At 32.6% G+C, this 25,529-nt stretch carries 28 protein-coding genes and 5 pseudogenes; 24 read left to right on the top strand and 9 right to left on the bottom strand.

Going from position 1 to position 25,529, the window contains the following annotated elements:
• Window positions 1-55 precede the first annotated feature (55 nt).
• The 9 genes from ACUN28_RS28180 (at window position 56) to ACUN28_RS28140 (ending at window position 6,483) form a co-directional block, all read left to right on the top strand.
• Window positions 56-292, top strand: a complete 237-nt coding sequence (locus tag ACUN28_RS28180) for a helix-turn-helix transcriptional regulator (protein ID WP_016089864.1) — start codon at window positions 56-58, stop codon at window positions 290-292.
• Window positions 293-378: 86 nt separating this feature from the next.
• Entirely contained in the window at window positions 379-1,272 is an 894-nt protein-coding gene (locus ACUN28_RS28175; protein ID WP_016089865.1) for a DnaD domain-containing protein, read from the top strand.
• A 103-nt stretch (window positions 1,273-1,375) separates the two neighbouring features.
• A complete protein-coding gene (locus ACUN28_RS28170) occupies window positions 1,376-1,762 on the top strand; it encodes a hypothetical protein (protein WP_016089866.1) in 387 nt (128 codons plus the stop codon).
• A gap of 238 nt (window positions 1,763-2,000) precedes the next feature.
• Window positions 2,001-2,969, top strand: coding sequence for a lysozyme family protein (locus ACUN28_RS28165; RefSeq protein WP_016089867.1), 969 nt, complete (start codon window positions 2,001-2,003; stop codon window positions 2,967-2,969).
• A 252-nt stretch (window positions 2,970-3,221) separates the two neighbouring features.
• Window positions 3,222-4,043, top strand: a complete 822-nt coding sequence (locus ACUN28_RS28160) for a M23 family metallopeptidase (RefSeq protein WP_098589826.1) — start codon at window positions 3,222-3,224, stop codon at window positions 4,041-4,043.
• Between the two features lie 66 nt (window positions 4,044-4,109).
• The gene (locus ACUN28_RS28155; protein WP_445423442.1) at window positions 4,110-5,105 is read left to right on the top strand and encodes a GH25 family lysozyme; all 996 of its coding nucleotides are present in this window, start codon (window positions 4,110-4,112) and stop codon (window positions 5,103-5,105) included.
• A 456-nt stretch (window positions 5,106-5,561) separates the two neighbouring features.
• Complete coding sequence (locus tag ACUN28_RS28150; RefSeq protein ID WP_445423441.1) at window positions 5,562-5,930, top strand: hypothetical protein; 369 nt, start codon at window positions 5,562-5,564, stop codon at window positions 5,928-5,930.
• A gap of 77 nt (window positions 5,931-6,007) precedes the next feature.
• Entirely contained in the window at window positions 6,008-6,244 is a 237-nt protein-coding gene (locus tag ACUN28_RS28145; RefSeq protein ID WP_016089870.1) for a hemolysin XhlA family protein, read from the top strand.
• Window positions 6,244-6,483, top strand: a complete 240-nt coding sequence (locus ACUN28_RS28140; RefSeq protein ID WP_064475120.1) for a hypothetical protein — start codon at window positions 6,244-6,246, stop codon at window positions 6,481-6,483. Before ACUN28_RS28145 ends, ACUN28_RS28140 begins: the two co-directional genes overlap by 1 nt.
• Window positions 6,484-6,597: 114 nt before the next feature.
• Here the strand turns inward: ACUN28_RS28140 and ACUN28_RS28135 are convergent, their stop codons facing one another.
• Window positions 6,598-7,158: a sunset domain-containing protein gene (locus ACUN28_RS28135; RefSeq protein ID WP_445423440.1), complete on the bottom strand. Its 561-nt coding sequence runs from the start codon at window positions 7,156-7,158 to the stop codon at window positions 6,598-6,600.
• Window positions 7,159-7,361: 203 nt separating this feature from the next.
• On the opposite strand from ACUN28_RS28135, the gene ACUN28_RS28130 reads away from it, so the two are divergent.
• A complete protein-coding gene (locus tag ACUN28_RS28130) occupies window positions 7,362-7,535 on the top strand; it encodes a hypothetical protein (protein WP_445423439.1) in 174 nt (57 codons plus the stop codon).
• A 1,873-nt stretch (window positions 7,536-9,408) separates the two neighbouring features.
• Here ACUN28_RS28130 and ACUN28_RS28125 read toward each other — a convergent pair.
• On the bottom strand, window positions 9,409-9,621 hold the full coding sequence (locus tag ACUN28_RS28125) for a hypothetical protein (protein WP_097818969.1): 213 nt from the start codon (window positions 9,619-9,621) through the stop codon (window positions 9,409-9,411).
• A 578-nt stretch (window positions 9,622-10,199) separates the two neighbouring features.
• Here ACUN28_RS28125 and ACUN28_RS28120 point away from each other — a divergent pair.
• Window positions 10,200-10,512: pseudogene (locus ACUN28_RS28120) on the top strand (hypothetical protein).
• Between the two features lie 75 nt (window positions 10,513-10,587).
• Here ACUN28_RS28120 and ACUN28_RS28115 read toward each other — a convergent pair.
• Together ACUN28_RS28115 and ACUN28_RS28110 are read right to left on the bottom strand one after the other, a co-directional pair.
• Entirely contained in the window at window positions 10,588-10,803 is a 216-nt protein-coding gene (locus ACUN28_RS28115) for a hypothetical protein (RefSeq protein ID WP_445423438.1), read from the bottom strand.
• 18 nt (window positions 10,804-10,821) lie between these two features.
• The gene (locus tag ACUN28_RS28110) at window positions 10,822-11,019 is read right to left on the bottom strand and encodes a hypothetical protein (RefSeq protein WP_080120026.1); all 198 of its coding nucleotides are present in this window, start codon (window positions 11,017-11,019) and stop codon (window positions 10,822-10,824) included.
• Between the two features lie 440 nt (window positions 11,020-11,459).
• Here ACUN28_RS28110 and ACUN28_RS28105 point away from each other — a divergent pair, with 440 nt between their 5' ends.
• The 4 genes and pseudogenes from ACUN28_RS28105 (at window position 11,460) to ACUN28_RS28090 (ending at window position 12,525) form a co-directional block, all read left to right on the top strand.
• Window positions 11,460-11,903 (top strand): hypothetical protein, encoded by a 444-nt coding sequence (locus tag ACUN28_RS28105; protein ID WP_445423437.1) that lies wholly within the window; start codon window positions 11,460-11,462, stop codon window positions 11,901-11,903.
• 154 nt (window positions 11,904-12,057) lie between these two features.
• Window positions 12,058-12,192: pseudogene (locus ACUN28_RS28100) on the top strand (helix-turn-helix domain-containing protein); the annotation flags it as partial.
• 1 nt (window position 12,193) lies between these two features.
• Window positions 12,194-12,334 (top strand): hypothetical protein, encoded by a 141-nt coding sequence (locus ACUN28_RS28095; RefSeq protein WP_327805384.1) that lies wholly within the window; start codon window positions 12,194-12,196, stop codon window positions 12,332-12,334.
• A 41-nt stretch (window positions 12,335-12,375) separates the two neighbouring features.
• Window positions 12,376-12,525, top strand: a complete 150-nt coding sequence (locus ACUN28_RS28090; protein ID WP_445423535.1) for a hypothetical protein — start codon at window positions 12,376-12,378, stop codon at window positions 12,523-12,525.
• 205 nt (window positions 12,526-12,730) lie between these two features.
• On the opposite strand, the gene ACUN28_RS28085 is transcribed toward ACUN28_RS28090, so the two are convergent.
• Window positions 12,731-13,864 carry a hypothetical protein gene (locus tag ACUN28_RS28085; protein ID WP_445423436.1) on the bottom strand — a complete coding sequence of 378 codons (1,134 nt, stop codon included), beginning with the start codon at window positions 13,862-13,864 and terminating at the stop codon, window positions 12,731-12,733.
• Window positions 13,865-14,430: 566 nt separating this feature from the next.
• Between ACUN28_RS28085 and ACUN28_RS28080 the strand changes: the two genes are divergently transcribed.
• Entirely contained in the window at window positions 14,431-14,655 is a 225-nt protein-coding gene (locus ACUN28_RS28080) for an XpaF1 protein (RefSeq protein ID WP_016089887.1), read from the top strand.
• A 416-nt stretch (window positions 14,656-15,071) separates the two neighbouring features.
• Here the strand turns inward: ACUN28_RS28080 and ACUN28_RS28075 are convergent.
• A pseudogene (locus ACUN28_RS28075) lies at window positions 15,072-15,258 on the bottom strand (hypothetical protein).
• A gap of 100 nt (window positions 15,259-15,358) precedes the next feature.
• Here ACUN28_RS28075 and ACUN28_RS28070 point away from each other — a divergent pair.
• Window positions 15,359-15,490, top strand: coding sequence for a hypothetical protein (locus tag ACUN28_RS28070; RefSeq protein ID WP_256942707.1), 132 nt, complete (start codon window positions 15,359-15,361; stop codon window positions 15,488-15,490).
• A 538-nt stretch (window positions 15,491-16,028) separates the two neighbouring features.
• On the opposite strand, the gene ACUN28_RS28065 is transcribed toward ACUN28_RS28070, so the two are convergent.
• Window positions 16,029-16,484 (bottom strand): exosporium protein D, encoded by a 456-nt coding sequence (locus ACUN28_RS28065; protein ID WP_445423435.1) that lies wholly within the window; start codon window positions 16,482-16,484, stop codon window positions 16,029-16,031.
• A gap of 235 nt (window positions 16,485-16,719) precedes the next feature.
• Here ACUN28_RS28065 and ACUN28_RS28060 point away from each other — a divergent pair, with 235 nt between their 5' ends.
• From ACUN28_RS28060 to ACUN28_RS28050, 3 genes and pseudogenes are all read left to right on the top strand, one after another.
• Window positions 16,720-17,166 carry a hypothetical protein gene (locus ACUN28_RS28060; protein ID WP_016089889.1) on the top strand — a complete coding sequence of 149 codons (447 nt, stop codon included), beginning with the start codon at window positions 16,720-16,722 and terminating at the stop codon, window positions 17,164-17,166.
• Between the two features lie 174 nt (window positions 17,167-17,340).
• Entirely contained in the window at window positions 17,341-18,684 is a 1,344-nt protein-coding gene (locus ACUN28_RS28055; RefSeq protein ID WP_445423434.1) for a patatin-like phospholipase family protein, read from the top strand.
• A gap of 541 nt (window positions 18,685-19,225) precedes the next feature.
• Window positions 19,226-19,669: pseudogene (locus ACUN28_RS28050) on the top strand (ArpU family phage packaging/lysis transcriptional regulator).
• Between the two features lie 89 nt (window positions 19,670-19,758).
• On the opposite strand, the gene ACUN28_RS28045 reads toward ACUN28_RS28050, so the two are convergent.
• Complete coding sequence (locus ACUN28_RS28045; protein ID WP_445423433.1) at window positions 19,759-20,328, bottom strand: TetR/AcrR family transcriptional regulator; 570 nt, start codon at window positions 20,326-20,328, stop codon at window positions 19,759-19,761.
• A 401-nt stretch (window positions 20,329-20,729) separates the two neighbouring features.
• Here ACUN28_RS28045 and asnB point away from each other — a divergent pair, with 401 nt between their 5' ends.
• Together asnB and satA are read left to right on the top strand one after the other, a co-directional pair.
• Window positions 20,730-22,556 carry an asparagine synthase (glutamine-hydrolyzing) gene (asnB, locus tag ACUN28_RS28040; protein ID WP_445423432.1) on the top strand — a complete coding sequence of 609 codons (1,827 nt, stop codon included), beginning with the start codon at window positions 20,730-20,732 and terminating at the stop codon, window positions 22,554-22,556.
• A gap of 628 nt (window positions 22,557-23,184) precedes the next feature.
• A complete protein-coding gene (satA, locus tag ACUN28_RS28035; protein ID WP_445423534.1) occupies window positions 23,185-23,739 on the top strand; it encodes a streptothricin N-acetyltransferase SatA in 555 nt (184 codons plus the stop codon).
• A 234-nt stretch (window positions 23,740-23,973) separates the two neighbouring features.
• Here the strand turns inward: satA and ACUN28_RS28030 are convergent, their stop codons facing one another.
• Window positions 23,974-24,420: a hypothetical protein gene (locus ACUN28_RS28030; RefSeq protein ID WP_016089895.1), complete on the bottom strand. Its 447-nt coding sequence runs from the start codon at window positions 24,418-24,420 to the stop codon at window positions 23,974-23,976.
• Between the two features lie 368 nt (window positions 24,421-24,788).
• Between ACUN28_RS28030 and ACUN28_RS28025 the strand changes: the two are divergent.
• A pseudogene (locus ACUN28_RS28025) lies at window positions 24,789-24,985 on the top strand (helix-turn-helix transcriptional regulator).
• A gap of 1 nt (window position 24,986) precedes the next feature.
• Complete coding sequence (locus ACUN28_RS28020; protein WP_016089896.1) at window positions 24,987-25,457, top strand: DUF6773 family protein; 471 nt, start codon at window positions 24,987-24,989, stop codon at window positions 25,455-25,457.
• The last annotated feature ends 72 nt before the right edge of the window (window positions 25,458-25,529 follow it).

The raw sequence follows: 25,529 nt of genomic DNA, 5'->3' as shown, positions 1-25,529 counted from the left end.
ACAATTAGTTCTTTAATCTGTATTTAGAACTAATTGTTCTTGCGGAGGTGGACTAATGGGTAACAAAATGTACGATCTGGAAAAGAAGTTATATAAAGAACTTGCTAGTTATTGTGGAGTTACAGAGCGTTATATTCGAATGATTGATCAAAAAGAAAGAACTCCTTCAATGAGAATTGCTAAAAAGATTGCACAGTTTTTTGATATGAGTGTAGATGATATTTTTTTTAATAATAAATCGAACTTTAAGTTCTTTTTAACTTCGTGTTGGTGTGAAAAGGGTAAAAAATAGCTTTCATAATTAGGAAGTTGATGGTAATGAGTGCAGAACTTTGAAATTAAATATTCGTTCTTAACGATAATGGAGAGGTAGATATTATGGGGATTTTTCGAGTTAAAAAGGATCATAATTATTCCGTCATAAATAATACAGGGTTAAAAGATAAAAGGCTTTCTTGGAAGGCGAAGGGGATATTAGCATACATACTTACACTTCCAGATGATTGGGTTTTTTATAGAGAGGAATTATCTCAACATGCAAAAGATGGTATTAATAGCTTAAGAGCTGGAATGAAGGAATTAAAAGAGTATGGATACATTAAAAGATTTCCGATTAGAGATGAAAAAAATAAAATTGTAAGATGGGAGACAATTATTTACGAAATCCCAGTGGATGATTTTTCACCAGTGGAAAACCTACCTGCTGAAAATCCTGTTGATGGGAATCTACTGGCGGAAAATCGCAAGCTACTAAATACTGATATACAAAGTACTAAAAAACTAAACACTGATACACAAAATAAGGATCATCATGATAATAAGGAAAAATCACTCTCACAAAGAGTAATAAATGAAGATTTCAAAATAAGTCATAAATTTTTGCTGAGGAATGGGATACTGTTAAGTGAAATAGCTATTGCAGAGCTCGTTGAATTTTGCGAAGCATTAGGTAGTGAACTAATTTTGGAAGCAGTAAAGAGATCAATTGATGAGAATATACCAAAGTGGAGGTATGTACGTGGAATTCTTAAAAATTGGGAAAGTCAAAAAGTAAAAACACTTAATGATGTAGTTGTGTTAGATGCACAGTTTGATTTTTGTAAGAATAAAAAACAATTTAGGTCAGGGTATACCAAACGAAAAGAACTGGTACCAGAGTGGCTACGTGAAATAGAAGAAGTTCCAGAAGAGCAGCCTAGACAAAATAATGAGTTAACTATTGAAGAAGAGCGTGAGAGATTAAAAGATTTATTAAGAAAATATAAATCATAATTAATATTCGTAAATTCATTTAAATGGATAATAAAGGTTGCATTATCTTTAGTGATAACAATAAAAGCTGAATTAAAATAAAGAAAAATAGGGGGATTATTATATGTTTGACTGGCTGAAAGATTATCAGAAACTAGAAGAAGAAATTACATATTTAGAATATAACTTAGACAAATCAAAAGCAGAGTTAAAGCGTTGGACTAGTGGGGACTTGAAAAATGTACGATTAACTGCAGAATCGGAAGGGGCTAAAGTAGAAAATCGGATTGAAGCTATTGAATATGAATTAGGACATAAGATGAATGAAATGTTTAATTTAAAGGTTTTAATTAATAAGTTTGTAGGATTAGATCATCAAATACTCAAAATGAAGTATGTTGATGGAATGACTTTAGAACAAATAGCGTTTGACTTGCATTATAGTACGGGTTATATCCGACGAAAACATGCTGAAATAAGAAAGATTGTCAAGTTTTTAGATGGATTTTAATGTTACCTTTTTGTAGGATACATGCGGTGTACAGTAAGTATTGAAAAAGTGATTTATAGTAGTAATATAAGATTTCAACGAAAGAGCAACTATTTTGATGGTTGCTCTTTTTGTTATGAAAGAAGGTGAGCAACATGAAGTAATTTTATAGATTAATGGGCATTTGACTGATAGTCGTATTTCGTAAAGTAGTAGTATTTTAGACAAAAATAATAGGGAAATAAGGAGATGTTTAATAATGAGTATATTAGCTGCTTCAGCTAAAACAAAGAATCTGCCACAACAAGTGTTACGTTGGCAATCGATGGTAGAAAGTGAATGTTCTGCACAAGGTGTTTCTGAGTTGGTTCCTTACGTACTTGGAATCATTATGGTGGAAAGTGACGGGAATTCTGAAAAAACACCTGATATTATGCAGTCAAGTGAATCACAAGGCTGGCCAATGAATACAATTAAAAATCCTAAAGATTCAATTTATTATGGAGTAAAGCATTTAAAAGGAGCTTTTGATGATGCGAAAAAAAATGGTATTACAGATTTAAGTGCCATTGTTCAATCATATAATTTTGGACGAGCTTACCTTCGCTGGTTAGCTTCTAACAATAAACAACATTCATTACCGGTAGCGGATCTATACTCTAAAACGGTTGTTGCGCCATCACTTGGAAATACAACAGGTGCCATGGTTCGATATAGTAATCCGATTGCTGTGGCCTACAATGGTGGTTACCGATATAAAAATGGAGGGAATTTCTTCTACGCTGAAATTGTAAAACAATATGTAGATTTTAATGCAGGCGGTGTTCCGCAACCAGAGGGGATTGGGATGGCAAGATCAATATACTGGGAAGGATACGGCATTAATTACTACGATGGACCACATGGTAAATATATTGCGGACTTTACGACAGCAGCAGAAGTATTATATTGGGATGCGTACTGGGGAGAAGATAATGATGTTTGGTTAGATTTAGGTAGAAGCCGTTGGGTAAAAGCAGAGCATTATTATTGGAGACCTTTTAAAGCCATATCAAAATTCCCAGAAGGATATGAAGTAAGCTATTGTGATGGAATTGACGGAGCATACAAAGGCAGTATTAATTCAAAAGAACCTCTTACAGTATTCTTCCGTAAAGAAGGCTGGATTGATATTGGTGGGAATCGTTGGACACCAGAGAAACACTTTGACATTGTAGATATTCGATAAAAACAACTCTGTTAAGAGTTGTTTTTATCTTTAAACGGTGTTTTAGGTAAGAAGAGTTAGCTATATAGAATAATAGCTTTCGATATTTTTGGCTAATTTCAGTGACATTTAACTTATGGTTACAAGATGGATATTTTAATAGTAGATAACAATAGGGAAATGTTCTGTCTTGTTCATTTTGAGGTTGGAAAACCTACAATATATTTAAAAATAATAAATATAGACAATATAGAAATAGAAAGGAAGATTTATATGGCAACATTTATTTATCCAACAGATACAACGAGAGTAACAAGTGGTTTTAGGGGTGACAGACCAGATCATCATGGGATAGACCTTGCACAAGCAGGTTATCATCCAATTTATGCAGCAGCTGGCGGGCAAGTTAGTCGTTCGTATTTTTCAACTAGTTACGGCGAGTGTATTATGATTGTCCATAATATTAATGGGGTTACATGGGAAACCGTATACGCTCATATGCGAAGTGGCTCCCGTACAGTTAAACAAGGTGATTATGTTACACAAGGACAAACAATTGGGGTTATGGGAGAAACAGGAGAAGCCTATGGTCAGCATTTACATTTTGAAATGCATAAAGGCAGCTGGAATATGAATAAGAGTAATGCTGTGAATCCGTTAGACTACTTGGGAAAAGGTGGCGTTGTTGGTACACCGCAACCAGAGGGGATTGGGATGGCAAGATCAATATACTGGGAAGGATACGGCATTAACTACTACGATGGACCACATGGTAATTATATTGCGGACTTTACGACAGCAGCAGAAGTATTATACTGGGATGCGTACTGGGGAGAAGATAATGATGTTTGGTTAGATTTAGGTAGAAGTCGTTGGGTAAAAGCAGAGCATTATTATTGGAGACCTTTTAAAGCCATATCAAAATTCCCAGAAGGATATGAAGTAAGCTATTGTGATGGAATTGACGGCGCATACAAAGGCAGTATTAACTCAAAAGAACCTCTTACGGTATTCTTCCGTAAAGAAGGCTGGATTGATATTGGTGGGAATCGTTGGACACCGGAGAAACATTTTGACATTGTAGATATTCGATAAAAACAACTCTGTTAAGAGTTGTTTTTTTATTCTTAAATTTTTATAGGGGAAAGAAGGAGAATGGAAATGAAGAAAATTGCAGATTTATCTCATCACAATAATTCAATAAATTGGGCTGCAGCTAGTAAGGAGCTAGACCTTGCTATTATACGTGTACAATATGGATCTAGGACAATTGATAAACGTTATAAAGAGTATGTGCAAGGCTGTAAAGACTATGGTGTCCCATTTGGGCACTATGCTTATGGATGTTATGTAAGTGTTCAGGATGCTATTGTAGAAGCAAATGATTTTATGGCGCGCGCTGATAAAGAAGCAAAATTTTTAGTATTAGATGTAGAAGATGATACATTAGCAAGTTGTGGAGCCGCTAACTTAGCAAAAGCTTCGCAGGCATTTATTGATACATGCCGTGCAGCAGGCTGGAAAGTGGGTCTATATGTATCACACCACATGTATACAAGCTATGGACTAAATACTGTGAATGCGGATTTCCTTTGGATTCCACGTTATGGAAATAAACCAGCGTATAGTTGTGATTTATGGCAGTATACAGAAACAGGTAGTCTTGCAGGCGTAACTGGTAATGTAGATTTAAATTATTTAAACGGTGAAAAATCTCTTGAATGGTTTACAGGTAAGGGTGGCATTGTTGGTGCACCGCAACCAGAGGGGATTGGGATGGCAAGATCAATATACTGGGAAGGATATGGAATTAACTATCATGATAGTCCACACGGTAAATATCTTGGGGACTTTACAACAGCAGCAGAGGTATTATACTGGGATGCGTACTGGGGAGAGGATAATGATGTTTGGTTAGATTTAGGTAGAAGCCGTTGGGTAAAAGCAGAGCATTATTATTGGAGACCTTTTAAAGCCATTTCAAAATTCCCAGAAGGATATGAAGTAAGCTATTGTGATGGAATTAACGGCGCATACAAAGGCAGTATTAACTCAAAAGAACCGCTTACAGTATTCTTCCGTAAAGAAGGCTGGATTGATATTGGTGGGAATCGTTGGACACCAGAGAAACACTTTGACATTGTAGATATTCGATAAAAGGTTAAGGTCCACTCGTTTGAGTGGCTATGACTGGTAATAAACAATGGAAATATTGTCCTGAACTACGTTGTTTTCATACCTCGATTCAAGAATGAAAGGATTAGATAAGAAATCAGTTTGTTTAAAGATTGCATAAATGCTAAGACTATTCATTCTAAAGATATTAGAAAGCGCGTATTTAAGTTAACAAAGAGAAAGTCATTGGAGATTTTAGAATAGCAATTTATATCTGGCTTTACTAAAGGCGTATGGTTTAAGTGGAAAATCAATAAAAAACATAGTGAAATCACAAATAAATTATACACATTAGAAGATACTGTTAAAGGTATAGATAGAAAATCTCTAAAGTACAATTGAAAACTGAAGAATTAACAAAAATAACAACTGAAGAGAAAACGAAAACGGAGCAGCTATAAGCTGCTCTATTTTTGTTTTTTAGGGGGAGAGAACAAGATGACAAATCCTATCCAAAATAAACATCCAGAGGACAATCAATTACAGAGTCAAATTATCAATCAAATCATTCCTATCTTAGAGAAGTTAGTTATGCAATTCATTCAAAATCCAACTCCGAATGAGGATATGATGCCAGGTAATGATAATAAGTTTATGGAAATTGATGATGTTGTAGACAATTTAGTGAATGCTGGGATTATTACCGCTAGCAATTTTAATGTTAACGTAGAGCTATTTAGAGGTAGTCCAATTACGATTTCCATTGTTAAAGCAGGGGATCCAGTAGTAGAAGTTCCTGCAGAAATTGATGTTGGGGGTTCTATCGAGGGACATATAGATGAGAAAGATAAAAAAGGAACTAAATAATGAAACATAAAGCCAAGCATATTGTAGTGTAGGATTTTTTATTTTAAAGCAAATAAGAAGTGGAAAGAGGTGGAAATATGGATGGTTTACAAGAGGTGAAAGGGGATGTTCACGAAATAAGGCAAGATATTAAAGACATACGATTAGAGATTAGAAGTTTAGAAATGCGGACAACAGGTAATGAAAAAGACATTATTAATATTAATAAGCAATTAGATAAGATTAGTGCTAATACAACATGGATTTTACGTCTTATTATTGGTGGAATAATTGGAGCGGCTCTGACTTTCTTCTTGAAAGGTGGCGGTATGTAATGATTGAAATTACGGCAATGATTGGGGTTGTTGTAGGATTATCACAAATTGCAAAAACAAATGGATTGCAAACGAAATATATCCCGATATTAAATTTGACGCTTGGCATTGTGCTAGGTGTTTTATTTTTGTCTCAAGATATCAAAATGAATATACTTCAAGGAATGATTATCGGATTGTCAGCAAGTGGATTGTTTGACCATACGAAAATTATGAAAAAGGATGACAATGGGAAATGAAAAAGAAATACAAACATATAATTCTAATAGGAAGACATTTTATATACTGCTAGTGAGAATTATATGAGTGTGAAGTAATAGTAAAACCGACTCATAAGGAGCCGGTTTTTTAATTTATTTTTTTGATGCCCTATAACCGGCAGATTTTGCGTCGGCTTCTGAACAAAACATCTCTTCAGCTTTCGTTTTATCATAGAACTGTTGACCAGGCATATGATAAATTTTCTCGCCCCTACTATTTTTATTGCCTTTGATAGTACAAGTACCATTTTGTTCTATTACTTGATTTGTTTTGGGTTGAGTAGCAGATTCTTGTTTCTTTTGTTGCTCTTGTTGTTTCTTCAATTCTTGTTGTTTTTGCTGCTCGTCACGTTGTTTCTGAAGTTCCTGCTGTTTTTTTTGTTCAGCTTCTTGTTTTTTAAGTTCTTCTTGTTTCTTTTGTTCCTCTTGTTGCTTCTGAAGATTTTGTTGTTTTTTCTCGTCTTCCTTTGATTCCTCAGATTTCTTTGTTTTTTCTTGTTTAATAGTAGTAGCGGCTTTGTCGGATTTATCGTTATCCGAGTCTTTAGCGCACGAGCCAATTAAAATAATTAATAAAATAATAATACCTAGGCACCCAAAACATCCGCACCCTCTGCGCTTTTTTTCTTCTTTTTCATTAATTGCTTTTGCCATCCTAATCCCCCCCTTAAGTATTCTAAATTTCAATATACAGTATAACAGATGTTATAGGGGTTTTTTACAAAAATAATGGATATTCGATTGGTCGTAAGAAAAGAGCTAATCCTTGTATAGAATTAGCTCTTTAATATTTATTAATTCACCTTTAGCATTAATACACTAACTTGTTCAAAGATTAAACCGATTGTTTGAATTTTATGATAAAAAAATTTGCGAAAATGGGATATAGAACACATCTTTTTGAGGATGGTGAAACGGTAAGGATTAAAGAAACAGTTAAAGTTGTTACAGTTGATCATTGGTGGTATGCAATTGGGGGATTTAAAAACGATGGAGTACTGTATAATATCGTGGAGCATCCTAGCGCATGATATGCGGAATATGATTTGGAAAACTCAATAAAATAGTGATTTAAATAAAAGAAACCCCGTTTATCTACGGGGCTTCTAAGGGTAAGTGTCAAGCAATGACGTACTCGACTAATTAACCATATCATGAATTTTTTGGTAAAAATAGTGGAAAATGTGTCCAAATTAATGGGAGCATTATTTTAAACAAAAACGTTATTTTGTAGAAAAAATGTAAAAGAACCCACATTTGAGGGGGTGGGTCCTTTTATAAAAACTAAGCATAATAGGGATTTCCTATATATTACCAAAAACGGAGTTGGTATTCTACACGATAGTTGTTGAGAAAAGTTTTTCGCACAAAAAAGAGCACTATACACAAGTGCTCTTAAAAAGGAAACCCTATTAGTGAAAGAAAACTATGTTAATAATATATATGCTCGTTTAATTAAATGGTGACAAGTTAAAAAATCATTTTGCACAACAAAGCAGCTAGCCTATGTAGCTAACTGCTCAGTTGTACAATTTTAGAAGTTGCACTGGATACAGATATATGTTGTAACAAAAAGTTACAACTATAGTTTAAACAACTATCGAAATATTATGCAGGAAAGAAAACTAAATTAAAAATTCATTCAGCACAACAATGCAATTAGCTAACTGCTTGTTGTACAAAAAATTTATGCTTATACGTAAAAAAGGCAGGTAATTGACTAAGTTACCTGCCATGCAACAAACGATACGGAGTAAATAGCTCCGATTTGAAAGAGAGTGGCTCTGGGAAGCTGACTTGCAGATAGTATGTGTAAAGTAAAAAAGATTATTCGTAAATAAGAATGAAAAATTATTTTATAAGGACGGGCATCCTTTTAGTTTCAAGTCTTTCAAAGTCTATAGGACAAAATGCAAACGTTATGATAGGTTCTAAAGTTTCATTTGTTAAAAAAGTGTGGTTAATTACTTGGCCGGAAGAAGAATAGAATGTAATTTTGGTTTTTGAAATAGGAGGAAGGGTTATAACTAGCGGTTGACTTGACATATTTATCAACTCCTAAATTATTTGATGCTTTAAGAATTTAAAATGTATTCAATAAATATGTATGAACTCATTTTATAAAGTTAGTACTTTGTGAATTGAGAAATTCAAAAAAATAGTTAATTTAATAAAAAAAGTAGTCAGCTTGCGCTAGGCTGCTTTGCTCCTTAATGGAGTTCTCGTGATGTAATTTAGATGAAAATACTACTTACTAGGAATAAAGCTCCTAGCAAAATTAGAGAATCAACTAAAATCAAGAACTGGTTTTTTTGTGGTTTTCGAAATTCTTTTATCAAGCTTAAAACTGCAATCATTATGAAACATATATATAACAAAATCATAATTGTTTCTGTCATAACTAACACTCCTAATATATTGATAATTTAATTATATAACGAAAAGTATATCTATGTAAGTTTTTAACAAAATCATTATTTGAATAAAGAAGGGTACCGTTAGAGCGTATGGCGCTCTTTGACCAAGAACTATATTGCATATTTGTTATAGTCCGTATAAGTATATGGAAATTGAAAATAAGGCGTGAATTAAATTTTAATAAAATTGTTATTTGGTTACAGCGTATATAAACAAGGAAGAGCCTGATATGGCTCTCAGGCTCTTCCCTCAATAGCAAAGAGTAAGTCTTTTAAGTACTCCTTGTTCATATAGTAAAAGATTGTTAACAAAAATCCAAGGCTCTTTATATTGAGAAATAAAGAAGAATTATTATAAAGAATCTCATCTTTTTTCGTAAATAAAAGAGCAGCAAGCAAAAGCTAACTGCTCAATACAAGGAGATACAAAGAAAACTACTTCAAATGAGTTATGGCATACAGCCTATATACAGTATTGACGGGAAATTTATTTTAAATCCAATTTACTTAAAGTAAATATCCCTATAGATATAATGGCTGCGCCTACTGCAGAACCTATCCAGTCTCTCAAGCTTAATGTATTTAAAGGGGTATCTGTTAGATCCATAATTAAAAAGATAGCAAAAATTAATATACCGAATGCTAAGCCTCCCCAAAATGTTTGTAACGATTTAATAATCTTCTTTCGGAATTTGTTCATAAAAATCATCCTTACTAATACTTTGTATTTTTATAAATAAATTATGGCATGTTTAAAAATTGAAAGTACAAAATATGCATTATTGCATATTAGAACTCGAAAAATAATTCATTCATAGGTAAATAGATTGAACGGAGGGAAATCGTATCGTATGAATGAATTACTTTTTGTAGACATTGATGGAATGGAAATGCATGGGGGCTTTTTTTCTTTGTTATATAGCAATTACACATTAAACGTGAATCTGAACAAAATGGGCATTTGAATAGATAATTTTCCTTAAAACAACCTTAATTAAAACATTAATTTTCTAGATACCCTAAATCAAGTTTATTTACCGTTACGTTCATAGGAATCCTGAGTGGTTCAATGGAAATGGTGATGTGAATGAATACAATAATAAGCAGTCAAGGCCAGACGCAGATGAGGCATGGCATGAAAATGTGTTCAAAAATGAATATCCAAAGCAGTATAAAGATTTTGAAGGGGGGAACAAGTGAAAGTAGCGGATCAGCTGTTTTTTTATTTAATAAAAATCATTTTAAACATTTCTTATAGCATCGAATACTTATGTAAATATGGGAAACAGATTTAATTCTTGGAATGAGGGTATCGATGTGGATATAACACATATTATGGCGAGAATAGTGGTGAATGGGAAAGATCTTCCGTTTACTTCAGTTAGAACCTCTGCGTGGATTAATGGACCTGCAAATGATTTAATTGTTACGACAAAGCAAAGAGTAAATGAGCTTTATCGGTTTATGTGGTCACGGGTGCCAGTTATGCTAACAATGTATTTCCTTCAGGGTGCTGATGTGGTGAGATTTGCTAGGGTTGCTGGAGTTGATGAAAGTATAGCGGGAGAATATATATCATTTTATCTGGTGATAAGACAAACTTTAAGTAGCCTAACAGCTGCTTTTTTATTTTGAACAGAAAAAAAGAACCTGCAGTGGCTCCTTTTCACAATGCTACCTTATACTTATTAATTTTTCGCTTAACATCCATAAAAGCTAGTAGTGCTGCAATAGCACAAAGACCTTTAAACCAAAAAAATTCAGAAGAAAATAGTCCGCCAAAGAAAGCGACCGAGTGTACAAAGCAAGTAGTACCAAATAACCAAAGCATGAACTCTAATTCTTTTGAAGAATACTTATAGTTTTTGAATCTTTCCCACATATATATCAACTCCTACTGTTATGAGGTTCTGTAGTTTTTCTTTTTAAAATCGCGCATGTTGAGGATAAAGAATAAAAGGAAGATAACAGCTGCGATGCCATTAATCCAGTAGTATGTGCGCCCGGTTGTGAATCCGTTATAGAAGGAATAGACATTCCAAATAATTAGAAGTACTGAACAGACAGTAGAGATCATTAATGAGCCAAAACTTCTCATGATTTTCACCTCGATTCAAAATGTTAGAACTTATTTACAATTTTACATTTAAATAAATAGATTTACAAGAAGAGGAATGAAAAAGAACCCGATGGAGTTCGGGTCCTTTCGTAAGTGATGATGTATTCTCGGCTTGGGAACTGAGAAAATACAAAAATATAATACATCGAGATTTAGAGAATTTCAATACTAAATTAGGGATTACCGCAAGGGGTGAATATGGTTAGGCAACAAAGCCTAAATTGTAAAGTGAATAATTTGTTACTATATTTAAATTTTTACAAAAAATAACCATTTTCTTCAGATTTCAAGAAGGTTTTACAAAAAAATACATAGAAATATAAATATATGATAATGAAATGAGTCGAATTTTCATCATGACTGATATCCATAATATGTTCATTTCAATTAACATGAAATACATATAGAGGAGAGCGATTATGAAAAGGAAAATTGGTACAGCAGTCGTAGGTTTATCTGTTTTAGGATTTGGAATTTTTGGTTTTACTCATGGAAATGGTGGAGGTATTGTTCAAGCGGCTTCAGAAGGGGATGGAGGAGGAGCGCCTGCATATGCACATGGAAATCATGGAGGAGCACCGTCCTATACTCATGGGCATACGGGAGCACCAGTTTATGGATATGGAGACTATCCAACACCTTCTTTTAACATAGGAGATACTCCTGCACCGAAGTTAGAAGCTGATGGGGATCATGGAGGAGCGCCAACTTATACTCATGGACATTTTCCTGCACCGAAATTAGAATCACATGGGAATACAGGAGGGGCACCGGCTCATAATAAAGGAGATACATGGTCTCCTAGTTACGCACATGGAAATACAGGAGCACCAGCTAATACAGAGCCTGGTGGGGGAATTTAACTAATACTAATATAAAAGTTGTAAGTTTATATAGAAGAAAAAAGACTTTGTAATTTACAAGGTCTTTTTTCTTTGTAAAAAAGTTATTTGAAGGGAGAAATGAGCGAGTTTCTTTCTATTATGTAGAAGGGGTGGGTGATATGAAGTGAAGTAAAAACACGAGTTAGCTCAAGAAGATTACGCAAGGTATGAAGTACAAGGAACTGGCTGAGAAATACGAGATTAGTATTAATATACTGTTAAGTCTTGGAGAAAAAGGCATGATTGGAATCGAAAAGGGGTGCACTCAGATGTCTAAAGATGAAAGAACGAATCGTTTGGCAGTAACATTACAAACTGGTCAATCTATTCTAGGGTTTATTACAGGGTACGATGAGAAGAAGAAAGTTCTTATAATGGAAAAAATCCAAAAGATAAGGCTGAAAAATTAAAAAAAGGTGATAAATTTGTTACATGTAGTCTAAGTACGAAGATAATACTTGGTCTTGAAGTAGAGGAAGTGGTGGAACAAGAGTCAGATGGATATGGTTTTACTCCAATCATTTATGCCAAACCAAAGGGAAATTTGCATGAGCTGGAACATGTTATTTTATTAAAGTTAAAAATAATGTATAAGTGCTAACAAGTTTGCAAACGAACTTGCTAGCACTTATACGAATTAGACATAAACTATCGCTGATATGTCATCTTTGAAAATAGCTTTAATCAATTAAATCATACTTATACGATCATAAAAACAGTCTTAATATCATATATAAAACGTTTTATTTCGGTGAAAAGCTGATGAGAAAAAAACGATTCCAATTGAAGATGCGAGTTTTCTTTATTTATAAAGCGTTAGCTTGGATAATTAGTTTAGATACATCATTTGCAGAGCCGATCTCAAAAGCATTAATATGAGAATTAATCGCTCTTTTGAATTGTTCTATTTGACTATTAGTTCCTACATCAGATTCTAAATCATGAACATGTTCTAGGACGAATTTTAAATCATTATTAATAACTGCTATATCATTTTTATTTAACTTGCCACCGTTCATAGCCTTCCATGAATCAATGTCTTTATTTAAACGATTAAGGGTGCTCTGGATAGCTTTTTTGGAATAACTACCGTCCGTTGATTCTGATGATGTTTGATTATTGTTTGAGTTTTTCTCCTCTTTTTGTTTTTCAGCTTCTTCTTTAGCCTTTGCTACGTTAGCGGCAACAATTTCATGTTCTTTAGAAATATACTCAGGCACAGACATATTATACTTTTCGGCCATTTTTTCAAAACGTTTCATAACAGCTTCGTCTTTTAAAGTTTCGATATCTGTCGGTTCGCTTGATTTATATTTCACATTGTATTTAGTATATAAAGGAACATTGATTGGTTGACCATCATCAGTTTTTAGCGCTTTTATTTCGTCCTCTTTAGCTTTTTTCTTTTTATCCACACTTGCTATTTTTTGTTGCTCTATTTTATCCTGTTCAGCTGCTTTTTGTTGCTCTATTTTTTTATCCACACAGCCGTTAATAGTGGTTATAACAATAAATAAATATACTAGACTAGCAAAAATCATCTTAAATTTATTTTGAGAACGGAAGCCTAATATTTTGTTATGCCATTTACGTTCAAGTTTTTCTACGTGAAGGTGTGTGTTGGTTCTCAATAAATTTTCAATCTCTTTTATTTCTTCAGTTGGTATAAATTCAAAATGTTTATGAAGTCCTTTAAAGTTCATAATGGCTTTGATTGCAAAACGATCAATTATAACTGTGTTGAAGTCACTAAAATGATATGTACTGATACTAGAAACATCATTAATATCTTTATTATACTTAAAAATCTGAATGTGCTCTTTATCTACAGCAGCATACCCGTCGCTACAACTAACAATGATTGGAGCGGTATTATATTTTCGGGCTATTGCCTGTTTTGCTAAGGTGCTATTGCTGGGCTTTTTTTCTTTTTTACTCATTAATAAACCTCCTGGATTTAACATCATTACCCAGTATATCAAATAATCGGATACATATTAAGTAATTATTTAGATATAATTATTTATTTATGAATATAAGTATAGGCACGCATAAAGCTTTTCTAATTACATTGTTGGATGGATTATACATTGGTAAACACCCATGATTTTCCTGTAGATTATTCAATTAATAACCCATAAAATCTATCTTAAAATTATTTTACAAGATGACAGATGTATTTATATCAAGGTTTAAGAAGGTATTTCTTAATCTAACTTACAAAAAAGGATAAACAAATAAAATGTTTTTTCTTTAACTGCAATTTGAAAATTTAAGCTGTTAGAGGTAATGAAGGAAAAATAAAAAACGAATCATAAGGAACTGATTTTTTAATTATATCTTTTTAACGCTTTATAGTCTGCAGCGTGTGTATCCCTCAATTAATTCAAGTTTTTTCAAAATACGAATTTTGTATGGAATTTCCTGCAATGAATTCACCATTAATAAGGTTGTCTCATATCATGTAAAGATTGCTTTATTACGATTATAAAAGGGTGTGAACGTATTGGAAGATGTTTATGTAAAAATTGACAGTTTAAAAGCAGAACAAAAAGAAATTATGAGAGATATTCGTAATCTAGAAACTCGCACAACAATTAATGAGAAAGACATAGCTACAATTAATAAGCAATTAGAAAAGATTAGCTTGAATACAACTTGGATTCTACGAATTATTATTAGCGCAATCACTATGTCGGTTTTGGGTTTAATATTAAAAGGCATGATTTAAAATTTAAAATTTAAAAATAAAAGTACTTATGGAGAGGGGGACAAGAGTCTCTCTTTATTTTTATCGTTTTAGCCAAGAGGGTTCCTTTAGAACATGGCATGGGTGATCAGTACGATTGAATAGGAGACATTAGTCATTGCTTATCGATGTTAAAGTAGACGTATATAATTTAAAATGCTCCAAAATGAAAAATACGCTATTCTTTTTGGAGAATCATAGGAATGGTTGGCGTATTTTTCATTTTGTTTTGCTAACTTGATGTTGATGTGATGTAACCTTAAGTGTTTAAAAATTTAAAAGGTCCCTCAATAATATTAAAGGGACCTTGCTCACGCAAATGATCTGTAAATCAATTTATCTTTGATATACAGATCATTTGTATGATAATATTTATAAAGAATTGCTAAATAATGAAATTACATAAATGCTTTTAGAAGTTCTTGAATTAATGGGATTGCTCCACTTATAAATTTTAAAACTGCCATTGCGATTTCCATATTATTCTCTCCTCTGTTTTTGTATTAAGATGTGTTGAATCTTTATAACCTTATTATAGTAAGCGCTTACATTTATAACAATACATTTTTGTATGCAATATTGCATATTTATACGTTTAGACAAAATTTATATCTCTACTAGTCATTCTTTAATGGTAATATACGGAGATGAGAGTCTTTAAGGGTTCGCCATAATAGGAGGAAATATGGAAAGAGTACAAGTGATTTATAGTAATCTGAAAATTAAAAGTTGGGCTAAACAGGTATTAGCTGTAGGAGGAGTATTAGGGTTCTGCTACTTGGTGCTATATGTTTTTAGTTTCTTAGTTGTTATGTAAATATTATATAACTAAACTAGTAGAGTCTTGCCTAGATAGGTAAGGCTCTTTTGTTATCTGTAATGAGCAAACTACATACAAAACCTCTCAAGTTTGTCAGGTACCATATATGGTGCCTTATTTCTCTATATTTTAGAACACTAACTCTTATCATTGAAAGTAAATAAACTTCTATTTAAAAGTGCTTATTTATATTAAAAACACAATTGTATTGATAAAAAATGCGTTTTTATTAGATACATCTTATAAAGACAAGTATAAGTTATATTACGTTTTGATGAAATTTTTTTATCTTTGAAAAGGATTTAAATCTTATAAATAGATTTGATTCCTTTCAGTATACTATAATTCTTATATTACCATATGAATATAATATACTTAAAATGATTTAAAAGCAAGAATATTATTAGGGGTTCGCCACATGTCCATCAACTAAAGATTTTAATGTATGTGAAGTCTTTATTTCATAACAAGAGAAAAAGAGCACTTGTATAAGTGCCCTTTAGAAAATGTCATAAGATAATTACTACATACTTAATTAACTGTAATATTTATCGCAAGAGTTACTTTCACTATTACAACAAATACAGAATGTTTTTTCAACGAATATACTAACTCCACCATTCTCGTTAGTTGCATTTGTGAAAATAAGACTTTTTAAATCTTCTACTTGAAATATTCTAGTATCAAGGGCCTCCAAAGTAACAGTAATTGGTCTAGAAGAAGTCCTTGTCACAATGGTTACTGTAACAGGAGGGAGACCACCAATAACAAAAAATTGAAGTAATGCTTTATTATGGTTGTTAGTGAAATCTTCAAATGCAGTGATTGTTGAGTTAGGGGGAACAAAAATATCTAGTAGTATATTTCCATTTAAATTAATCCCAGTACCAGAGATCGTATGTGTTGCAATGGAGCAGGAAGTATTTTGCTGTGCAGAATTTGATTGTTTTTTATAATATTTTTTATCATTATTGTAAAAGTAATCAGCCATCTTTATCTTACTCTCCTTTTTTGAGGTATCAATATATTCTATTTATCAAAAAGGAAAAGTGATTGTACAAAAATATGAAATCCGATCATAAAGTTGAATGAAAACGCTGTTTTAAAAGGTATTCTTTGAATTTCTATTTATACTAATATAAATAAAAGATGAATAATCTTGATATAACATACAAAAGATTGTTCAAGAAAGAGCAATATCTATAATAAAATTTAGAAGTAGAATTATGATTGAAAATTTAAAAAGACATCCTCATTATGGTCACACTTTAGCTGACCATCCTATGGAGCATCATCGTCATCCATTATCACATCACGGTCCTATTGTTCATGTTAAAGGAATCATAAAACAAGTGGAAGAAGATGATACAAACCCTCAAGGGGGTACTCATCAACATATTATAGTTGATCAAGTAGAACTTATTGATGCTCATGGGTTACCAGAATCATTAACCATCGATACGATAGTATTTTGTGCGATTCGTTATGGGGATAATTTAGGAATACCAAATCGTATTCCAGATTTAGAAGAGGGAGAAGAAATTGAATTACAAGGTGAGTATTTAGATAAAACTACCGCGACTCCAAGCGAAGGTAATCCAGGGTATGCGGTAATACACTTTACTCATCGCCCTGTAGGATTTATTAAGTACCATGGGAAAGAGTACAGATAGAGATTTGAATATCAGAAAAAAACAAAACTAATTTCCAATTTGTTGAATGGAATGTATCACATGTAAGTGATACATTCCATGAATTACTTTATTACTAATAAGTATTTTATATTTAAACGTTTTGCATAACTTTACTCGAACTTTATGGGTGGAAGAGTTAAGGAGGAATCATAGATGAAGAAGGAGTTGAAATTAGCGTTTTCTGGAGGTGGGTTTAGAGCGACTTTTTATGCATTAGGGGGATATAAACGTTTAGTTGAATGCAAGCTAGATCATTGTGTAAATAGCATTAGTTCTGTTTCAGGTGGCAGCATTACTGCCGCCGCTATTATGCTTGCATTGCATAAAGGTGGATCATTCCGTAATGTAAATGATTTTGAAGAACGCGTAGTGAATCCATTGGTAAAATTAGGACAAATAGACCTTCGTACAAAGTTACTCACAAATTCGTTTACAAAACAAGCATTGTCTTTCAAGTCTATTCGTGAAAAATGCAGCAAAGCCTTTCCGACAATGTTAGATAAATATTTATGTGAAGGGGTAAGGATGAAGGAATTAGAAAATTCCCCTATAAAATGGTACTGTAATACAACTTGTTTAGATACGATGAGGATGTTTTATTTTTCCAATCAAGAAATATATGGAACACTTATTGGAAAATCAAATGATTTTGATGATATTACAGTTTCTTATGCTGTTGCGACCTCAGCTGCTTTTCCAGTTTTATTTGCACCTATGTCACTATCATTAGAGGGAAGAAATTTTAGTGATCCAGAAAATAGAATGCAGGGGAATCCTTTGTTGAAATTTGACACACTTTGGTTTTCTGATGGAGGGGTTTTTGATAATATTGGGACTGAGCCGATATTAATATCAGATGGTGAGAACAAAAACAGTAGTTCCCTTTCAAATACAAAGCATAGAAAAGAGCCTATGAAATTTATTCCAGATCCAGACGCAAGTATTGATGAAATTTACCTTGTATTAGACGCTTCTGCATCTGAAAAATTTTGGAAAGAAGATGAAGTACCTTCACATTTTGAATTAACGAAACGGATTTTAGATACATCTAATAGTCAAATTGTAGTTTTAAGGAGAAGACTATTAAAAACCTTAGATCCCCAAATATACCCAGGATTGCAACTTATTCTTAGTAAACCTATTCAATCTTTATTCGAAAAAAATAATAATCCTTTTTATAATGATAAAACTTCTTTACCTGATTATAAATTACCAAATCGTTCTAAGGATGTTGAAAGTCTGTTAGCTGGTCTTCGCACTGATTTAGACAGCTTTCATGATAGTGAGATTAATACTTTAATGCGTGCGGGCGAAATAAGAATGGATATCGCGTTAAGATCGTTATTACCTGAGTACATGGAGAATATAAATACCGTTCCTATTCCTGTATTTCCTTCGGAAGATATGGATGGTCTAGAAAAAATATTACGCCTAGGTGGAAAACATAGATTTACGGGAGGATTTTTTGAGAATTTACATGATGTAGATAAATTTTAAAATAATGAAAATGTGTTGTGTAATTTTTATTTTGTTTAAAAATACTAATAATATTCATACGCTTGTAGTTTGAAATTATCAAATGGGGAATTTTAATAAATAAATTAAAATAGCCAAAATGAGAATTAGCTAAATCAAACAATAGATAAAACTGAATATTATGTTGACAAAAGAAAATCATAGTTGTTATGCATAAATTATAAAGTTAATCAAAAGAAATTAATAACTTTTAGAAGAGGGATTTTAAATATTATATAGTCCGACTAGAAAACTAGAGGACATCAATTCATTAAAGCAGCAATGAAAGCTGTTTTAGGAATAGGTGTTCTTTTTATTATGAAAAGAGAGATGGGAAAATGAAGGTACTAAGAGATCAGTTACGTGAGTGAAAAAGCAATCCAAGAAAAGAAAGTAGAAAAAACAAAAAGAGAAATTAAGTACTCGTGAAGTTGGGGGAATGGGGATGCATAGTCCTTATTATGAACGTAGACGCGAAGCGTTAAGACAAAAGTGATTTTAAAATAAAAAGCAGTGGTTTTACATGATTAAACAATTATCTTTCTTACCAAAAATCGATAGAATAGCACGCAAGGGGAGTTAAAGGGTGTTCTTATATAAACAATTAGGAATGATTCGTAAGGTAATGAAAGTCACTCCTCCTTATGAAAGGAGAGAACGTGGCCCTATACATGCTGTTGGAAAGCCATTGGAGGATGTAGCAATTGCAAATTTGCAATAAAGCGGGCATGAAGAGTGGCTGGAGTTAATGTCATTCCGTATTGATCAGTTTTTAAGTCGATTGGGTCATTGCTGTACTGGTAAGATGCAGAGGGAGATTATTAATAAGCGTTATTTAGAAGGAGAATCTGTATGTGATTATATGGTCTATAGCGAAATTGGAATGGCTGAACGTATTTATCATCGTTGGAGGTTCAGAGAAATTTCTAATTTCGCTTTTGCTCTTAAATTAGAAATTAAGAAGTAAGTGATTTAAAGCCAAAAAAAGACCACCCTTTTAGGCGGTTTTCTTTTTCATATATTTGTACCAAAATTATTTTTTGTATGTGGTTAAAACTAGTTTTTAAGAAGCATATGTTGTAGCAACTGCAGAAATTCTTTATCACTTTTATCATCTTTCATATAATCCTGTTCATAGTTAAAAATCATTCGCACTAACATAAAAGCTGTTAGCGGTAATGGTACCTTATGAAAAGTCCCTTGCTGATAACCTTTTTCAAGCAAATTACTTATCATTTTAATTGCTTCTTCTTCAGATTTTTTAAAACAAGCTATAATTTCAGGTGAATGGTACTCTTTATATTCTTGAAAGAGTGTAGAAACAAAGGGGTCTTGATGATATTCTAGGCTGATATAATGAAGGATTTTTTGTATTCGAAGTAAAACATCCTTTTCCTCTTTATATAAATCAAATAATTGTGAGCGTTTAAGTTGAATATGACGCATATAGCAGTCACATAATATTTGAGTTTTATCTGTATAGTAATAATAAATAGTTCCTTTACCAACTTTAGCTTTCTTTGCAATTTCATCAACCGTTGTGTTACGGACACCACGCGTAGAGAACAGTATTGTGGCAGATTGAATGATTTTCTTTTTTTTATTTTCTTTTTCTAATTTTATCATTGTCTACACCCTATCCTTGAAATATTTAGCGAAGTTTTCTTTCATTACATTCTCTATCAGTCTATTTGTCATTTATTAACGCCTAATAGAAAGTCCTCTAGTTGCTCCTTATAGAATAACACACATCATTCATATTTCCAGTATATAACTATAATAGAATGCAACTTTATAGCTTAGGATAAAGGTGAAAGTTTAAGTTAATAATTTTTTAATCGGACGATGAGAACTCAAGTGAAATGGGAAAGTGATTTCTTTATCGATTGAATTATTTGATTTTTCATTCGATTCATTTTATTATATAAACATGACTAAAAGATGTTTTTAGTCGGATTTTTTTATGAAAAACCGACTGATATCTGATTTTAGTCGATTTCTATACTATTTGAGAGAAGGTAGACACTATGTGTGGAATTGCAGGGTGGATAGACTGGTCTAAAGACTTGTCTAATGAACAAGAAACGTTAAAAAAAATGACAGATGCTATCATTCATCGAGGACCTGATGCAGAGGGGCATTGGTTTTCAAAGCGAGCGGCATTAGGTCATCGACGTCTCATCGTCATTGATCCTGAAGGTGGCCTTCAACCTATGCTGTATAAAGATGGAAATGATACGATTGGTCTTACGTTCAATGGAGAAATTTATAACTATCAAGAATTACGTAAAGAACTTGAGGAGAAAGGTCATGAATTTCAGACAAAGTCTGATACAGAGGTATTACTACATGCCTATTTAGAATGGCAAGAAGATTGTGTTCAACACTTAAATGGGATTTTTGCTTTTGGTATTTGGGATGAAAGATTTGGGAAATTGATGCTTGGTCGTGATCATCTAGGTGTGAAGCCATTATTTTTCGCTCAAAGAGGGAGTGCAATTCTCTTTGGTTCAGAGTTAAAAGTATTACTTTCGCACCCACTTGTAGATGCAGAAGTAGATAAAGAAGGACTTTCTGAGATATTTTGTCTTGGACCAACTCGTACTCCTGGTCATGCGATTTTCAAGGATATACACGAAGTGCGTGCTGGCCATTATATGACATTTACCGCTAATGGCTCGAATACGACACAGTATTGGAAACTTGAAAGTAAAAACCATATAGATGATATTGATACGACAGTGGAGACAATCCGCTCTATTTTACAAGATACGGTTAAACGTCAGTTAATTGCTGATAGACCAGTAGTATCTATGCTTTCCGGAGGTTTAGATTCAAGTGGCCTAACAGGTTTAGCAGGAAACGAATTTGGGAATAAAGGGGAACGTCTTCATACTTATTCCCTGAATTTCATCAATGATGAAAAAGACTTTGAGCAAGACTTCCTTCGTTTTGATCGTGATGAACCTTGGGTGAAACGTGTGGCTGAATATGTAGGAACAAAGCATCACTCTATAGAGTTAGGATCAGATAGTTTAATAGAGTATTTATTAACTCCAATGCGAGCGCGTGATCTACCAGGAGTTGGAGAACTAGAAACGTCTCTTTATTTGCTATTTAAGGAAATGAAAAAAGACGCAACAGTTGCACTTTCAGGCGAATCTGCAGATGAAGTATTCTCAGGATATCCATGGTTCCATCAAGAAAAGTTTTTAGATGCAGAGATATTCCCTTGGAGTGTTAATTTATGGTATAGTACCGAAATTTTATCTGAGGATCTTAAAGCGAAGATTAGCCCTGAAAAATACCAAAAACAAAAATTTGAAGATGCGGTTGCTGAGGTTCCCTTTTTAGAAGGTGAAAGTGATCTGCAAAGGAAGCAACGTCAAATGTCTTACATGTTTATTACACGTTTCTTGCCATTTATGCTAGAACGAAAAGATCGCACAAGTATGATGAATGGCTTTGAAGTACGAGTTCCATTTTGCGATTACCGGCTTGTAGAATACTTATGGAATGTCCCATTCGAAATAAAGAGTATAGACAATATTGAAAAAGGTATTTTACGTCGAGCTTTTGAAAATGTACTTCCAGAGGATGTACGTTATCGCAAAAAAAGTGCATATCCAAGCACAAAGGATGCCTCTTATCTACAAGGTATTAGTGATTGGATGTTACATGTGTTGAACGATCCTCAATCACCTATTTTGCCATTAATTAATGTAGAAAGAGTCCGTGCTATTGCAGAAGGAAAAGACGAAGTAATTTCAGGTAATGATGCACGAGGTATAATAGATTATTTACTTCAAGTTAATAGTTGGCTTCAGGAATATAAGATTAAATTAGTATGGTAGATTTGACATTCCCACCCCTAAAGGGGCAAGCTGACTAACGTCAGTGGGATTCTTGCTACCAAAGGCAAAGTCCATTTCTGGTATCGCTGACGTGCAAGATTGCGGTGTGTCATCACCACTCCCACAACAGACCATATAGGTTCGTGGGCTACGTTACTGTGACCATACCGTACAGGTTGTTGGTTCTCAAAAGTTTTAACGTCTTGTTCTTGACGACTTAACACATTTTACGGAGTAGAAGAATTGGCTACTCCAACCTCACATGTATTCTGCTTTCAGAGAACAGTTGTTTTAGAGTCTTTTGCATGACTATAAATGAAGTATATCATGTTTTGCTATGCAAAAACGATACTTTCATCCCATGCCTAAAGGCGGACTAAAGTCCTACATGGGCTTTCCCATATCGCAAAAGCTGTAATTTTCAAATAAAGAGAATAGTTGAAACATTAATGACCTAAGTGAACCGCATCTCCAATGTATTAGATAGTTATCTAATAATTGGAGATGCGGTTTTATTATTTTGATTTGCAATAACGCTAATCAGTTAGTAAATTAGAATTGAATAAGGGACATGGAAAGAACTAGGGGGAATAATATGAATTGGAGGTCCCACGTAAAGGAGAATACGATGAACCTTTTAATTAGAGAATTAGAAGTAGATGATTTAGACAATTTACCGGAGATTGATGATAGTTTTATAGTAAACTCCCGGTTAATTTTTTCTCTTTCAAAAGTAAATAAGCAAATAGAATATACAGTAGAAGACGTTCCAAGTTATGAGAAAAGTTATTTACAAGATCAATATGATGATGAACTAGCATACACTGAATATATAAATAAGCCTGAACAAGTAATTTACATAGCAATTTTACATGACCAAATTATAGGAGTAATGGTATTGAAAAAGAATTGGAATCACTATGCTTACATAGAAGATATAAAGGTGGATAAAAAATATCGTTCACTTGGAGTTGGTAGGAGGTTAATTGAGCAAGCAACACAGTGGGCAAAAGAAAGCAATATGCCAGGTATAATGCTTGAAACACAAAATAATAATGTAGCAGCATGTAGGTTCTATGAAAAATGTGGGTTTGTACTAGGTGGGTTGGATTTTTTAGTATATAAAGGGATACATGAAGAAAGCGATGAAGTTGCAATGTATTGGTATTTGCATTTTAAATGAAAGTAAACCATAACTCGAATATATAAATTCCTCGCTGTTATATTCGAGACAAGCAAATAATTTAAAGAAAAAGGAGGTTTCTTTCCGAGAGTAGGGGGCATCTTTGATCTTGCTACCGATAATCAAATGATATGTTAATTAGATTTTGATTTTGTATGCATCGTCTTTTCTTCAATTAAATAAAAAATACATCCTTATAGGGATGTATTTTTTATTTAATAATAATGTTATAAATTATTCTACATGAACCGATATACTTTTAGATAATACTTGCATTGAGAAAGGAACTCTAGCTTCAAAAGCTATAGTGTTTGTTGAATTTGGTGTGTTTGAGAAGATGTACGAATCTTTGATACGTAATCTAAATGTTTTTTCAGATCCGAATGGACCAGTATAAGAACTGACTTCGTCTAAAGAACCTCCTGCATATCTAACACCATTAATAGTTAAAGCTTCTGAATATGAATCCGGTGTACCTACTTCACTAACTTTCACATAAAGATAATCGCCTTTAAGAACAGGAATAGATAAGTAAGAACTTGCACTATACATTTTGTTATTATCGCCTACAGCACTAATGCTAACACTTCGTAGTGGAGAAGAATCCGCCTTTGAAATAGTTGGTAAAAATGCTAGTGTAAGTGCAAAACACATAGCTAACATGCCCATAAATTTTTTCATATTAACAACTCCTTAGGTATTTATTTAACATCCTGTATTTTACAGGTTAAAAATGTAAATTTCAATATCGTTATATAAAGAAAAATTATGTAATTATGCATAATTAATATAAAGTACACAAAAACTCGGATACATAAATCCCTTGGGGTTACATTGGGGATACGAAAATAGCTAAAAGAAAAAGGCGTCTACAGAAAAAATTTCTATTCTTATATTTGTAGGATAGTTTTAGATAAAAAAATAAAGAGTTTAGTAATATATATATGTCTTAATGTAAAATATATATTTCATATATTTTGTTGATAATTTAATATATAGAATATAAGATATTGTGGTATGAAGTTAACTTTACAAATGAGGTTTATTTAATGTTTGTAAGTAAAGAGAAAATGGGAAGAGTTAAAAAGGTCTAACTCAACAGGAGTTGGCCGATGTTGTAAACGTTACGCGACGAACCAGTAGCCTTATTGAAAGCAATAAGTGTAACCCTTCTTTAAAGCTTTGTATGCATATAGCTAAAACAATAGATAAGAATTTAGATAAATTATTTTGGGAGGAACTCTAAAATGGAAAAACTAAAAAAATGGTTTTCACTCAGTACACACTCAGATGAAAGAATTCAACAAATCGAAATGAAAATTTGGGCGCAATCTGGAATTATTGTCCTACTTTTAGCTTTTATAGATGTTGTAATAAGGGGAGCATATCTACACCACCCATTCCTAGAATGGATGGCTTCATTAGCTATTATAATTTGTTATATGATTTTCTTCTTTATTAAATCTATTCTAACTGGTGTTTATGAAACAGATATTAATAATAAAGAGCAATTAAAAGAAAAATTAAAAGAAAAAATGAGTAATACCTTTATTTTTTCTTTTGTCGCAATAGGTGCTACTACATACAAATATTACTTCCCTGAAGATTTGGGTGGATGGTTAGCAGCAATAGCAAAATTCATTATACTTTTCGTTTTCCTATTTGGTATTCAATATCTTATTACAGTAATAGCTTGGAAGAGATCAAATAAAATTTAATACATATAGACAAAAAAGCTTATCCTATAGTACTTAATGATAAGCTTTTTTATTATTTTTTTCATTATTTTT

Source organism: Bacillus sp. WC2507 (assembly GCF_052656125.1).
Note: the sequence above shows the minus strand (reverse complement) of the source record. Positions and strands in the feature narration are given on the sequence as shown.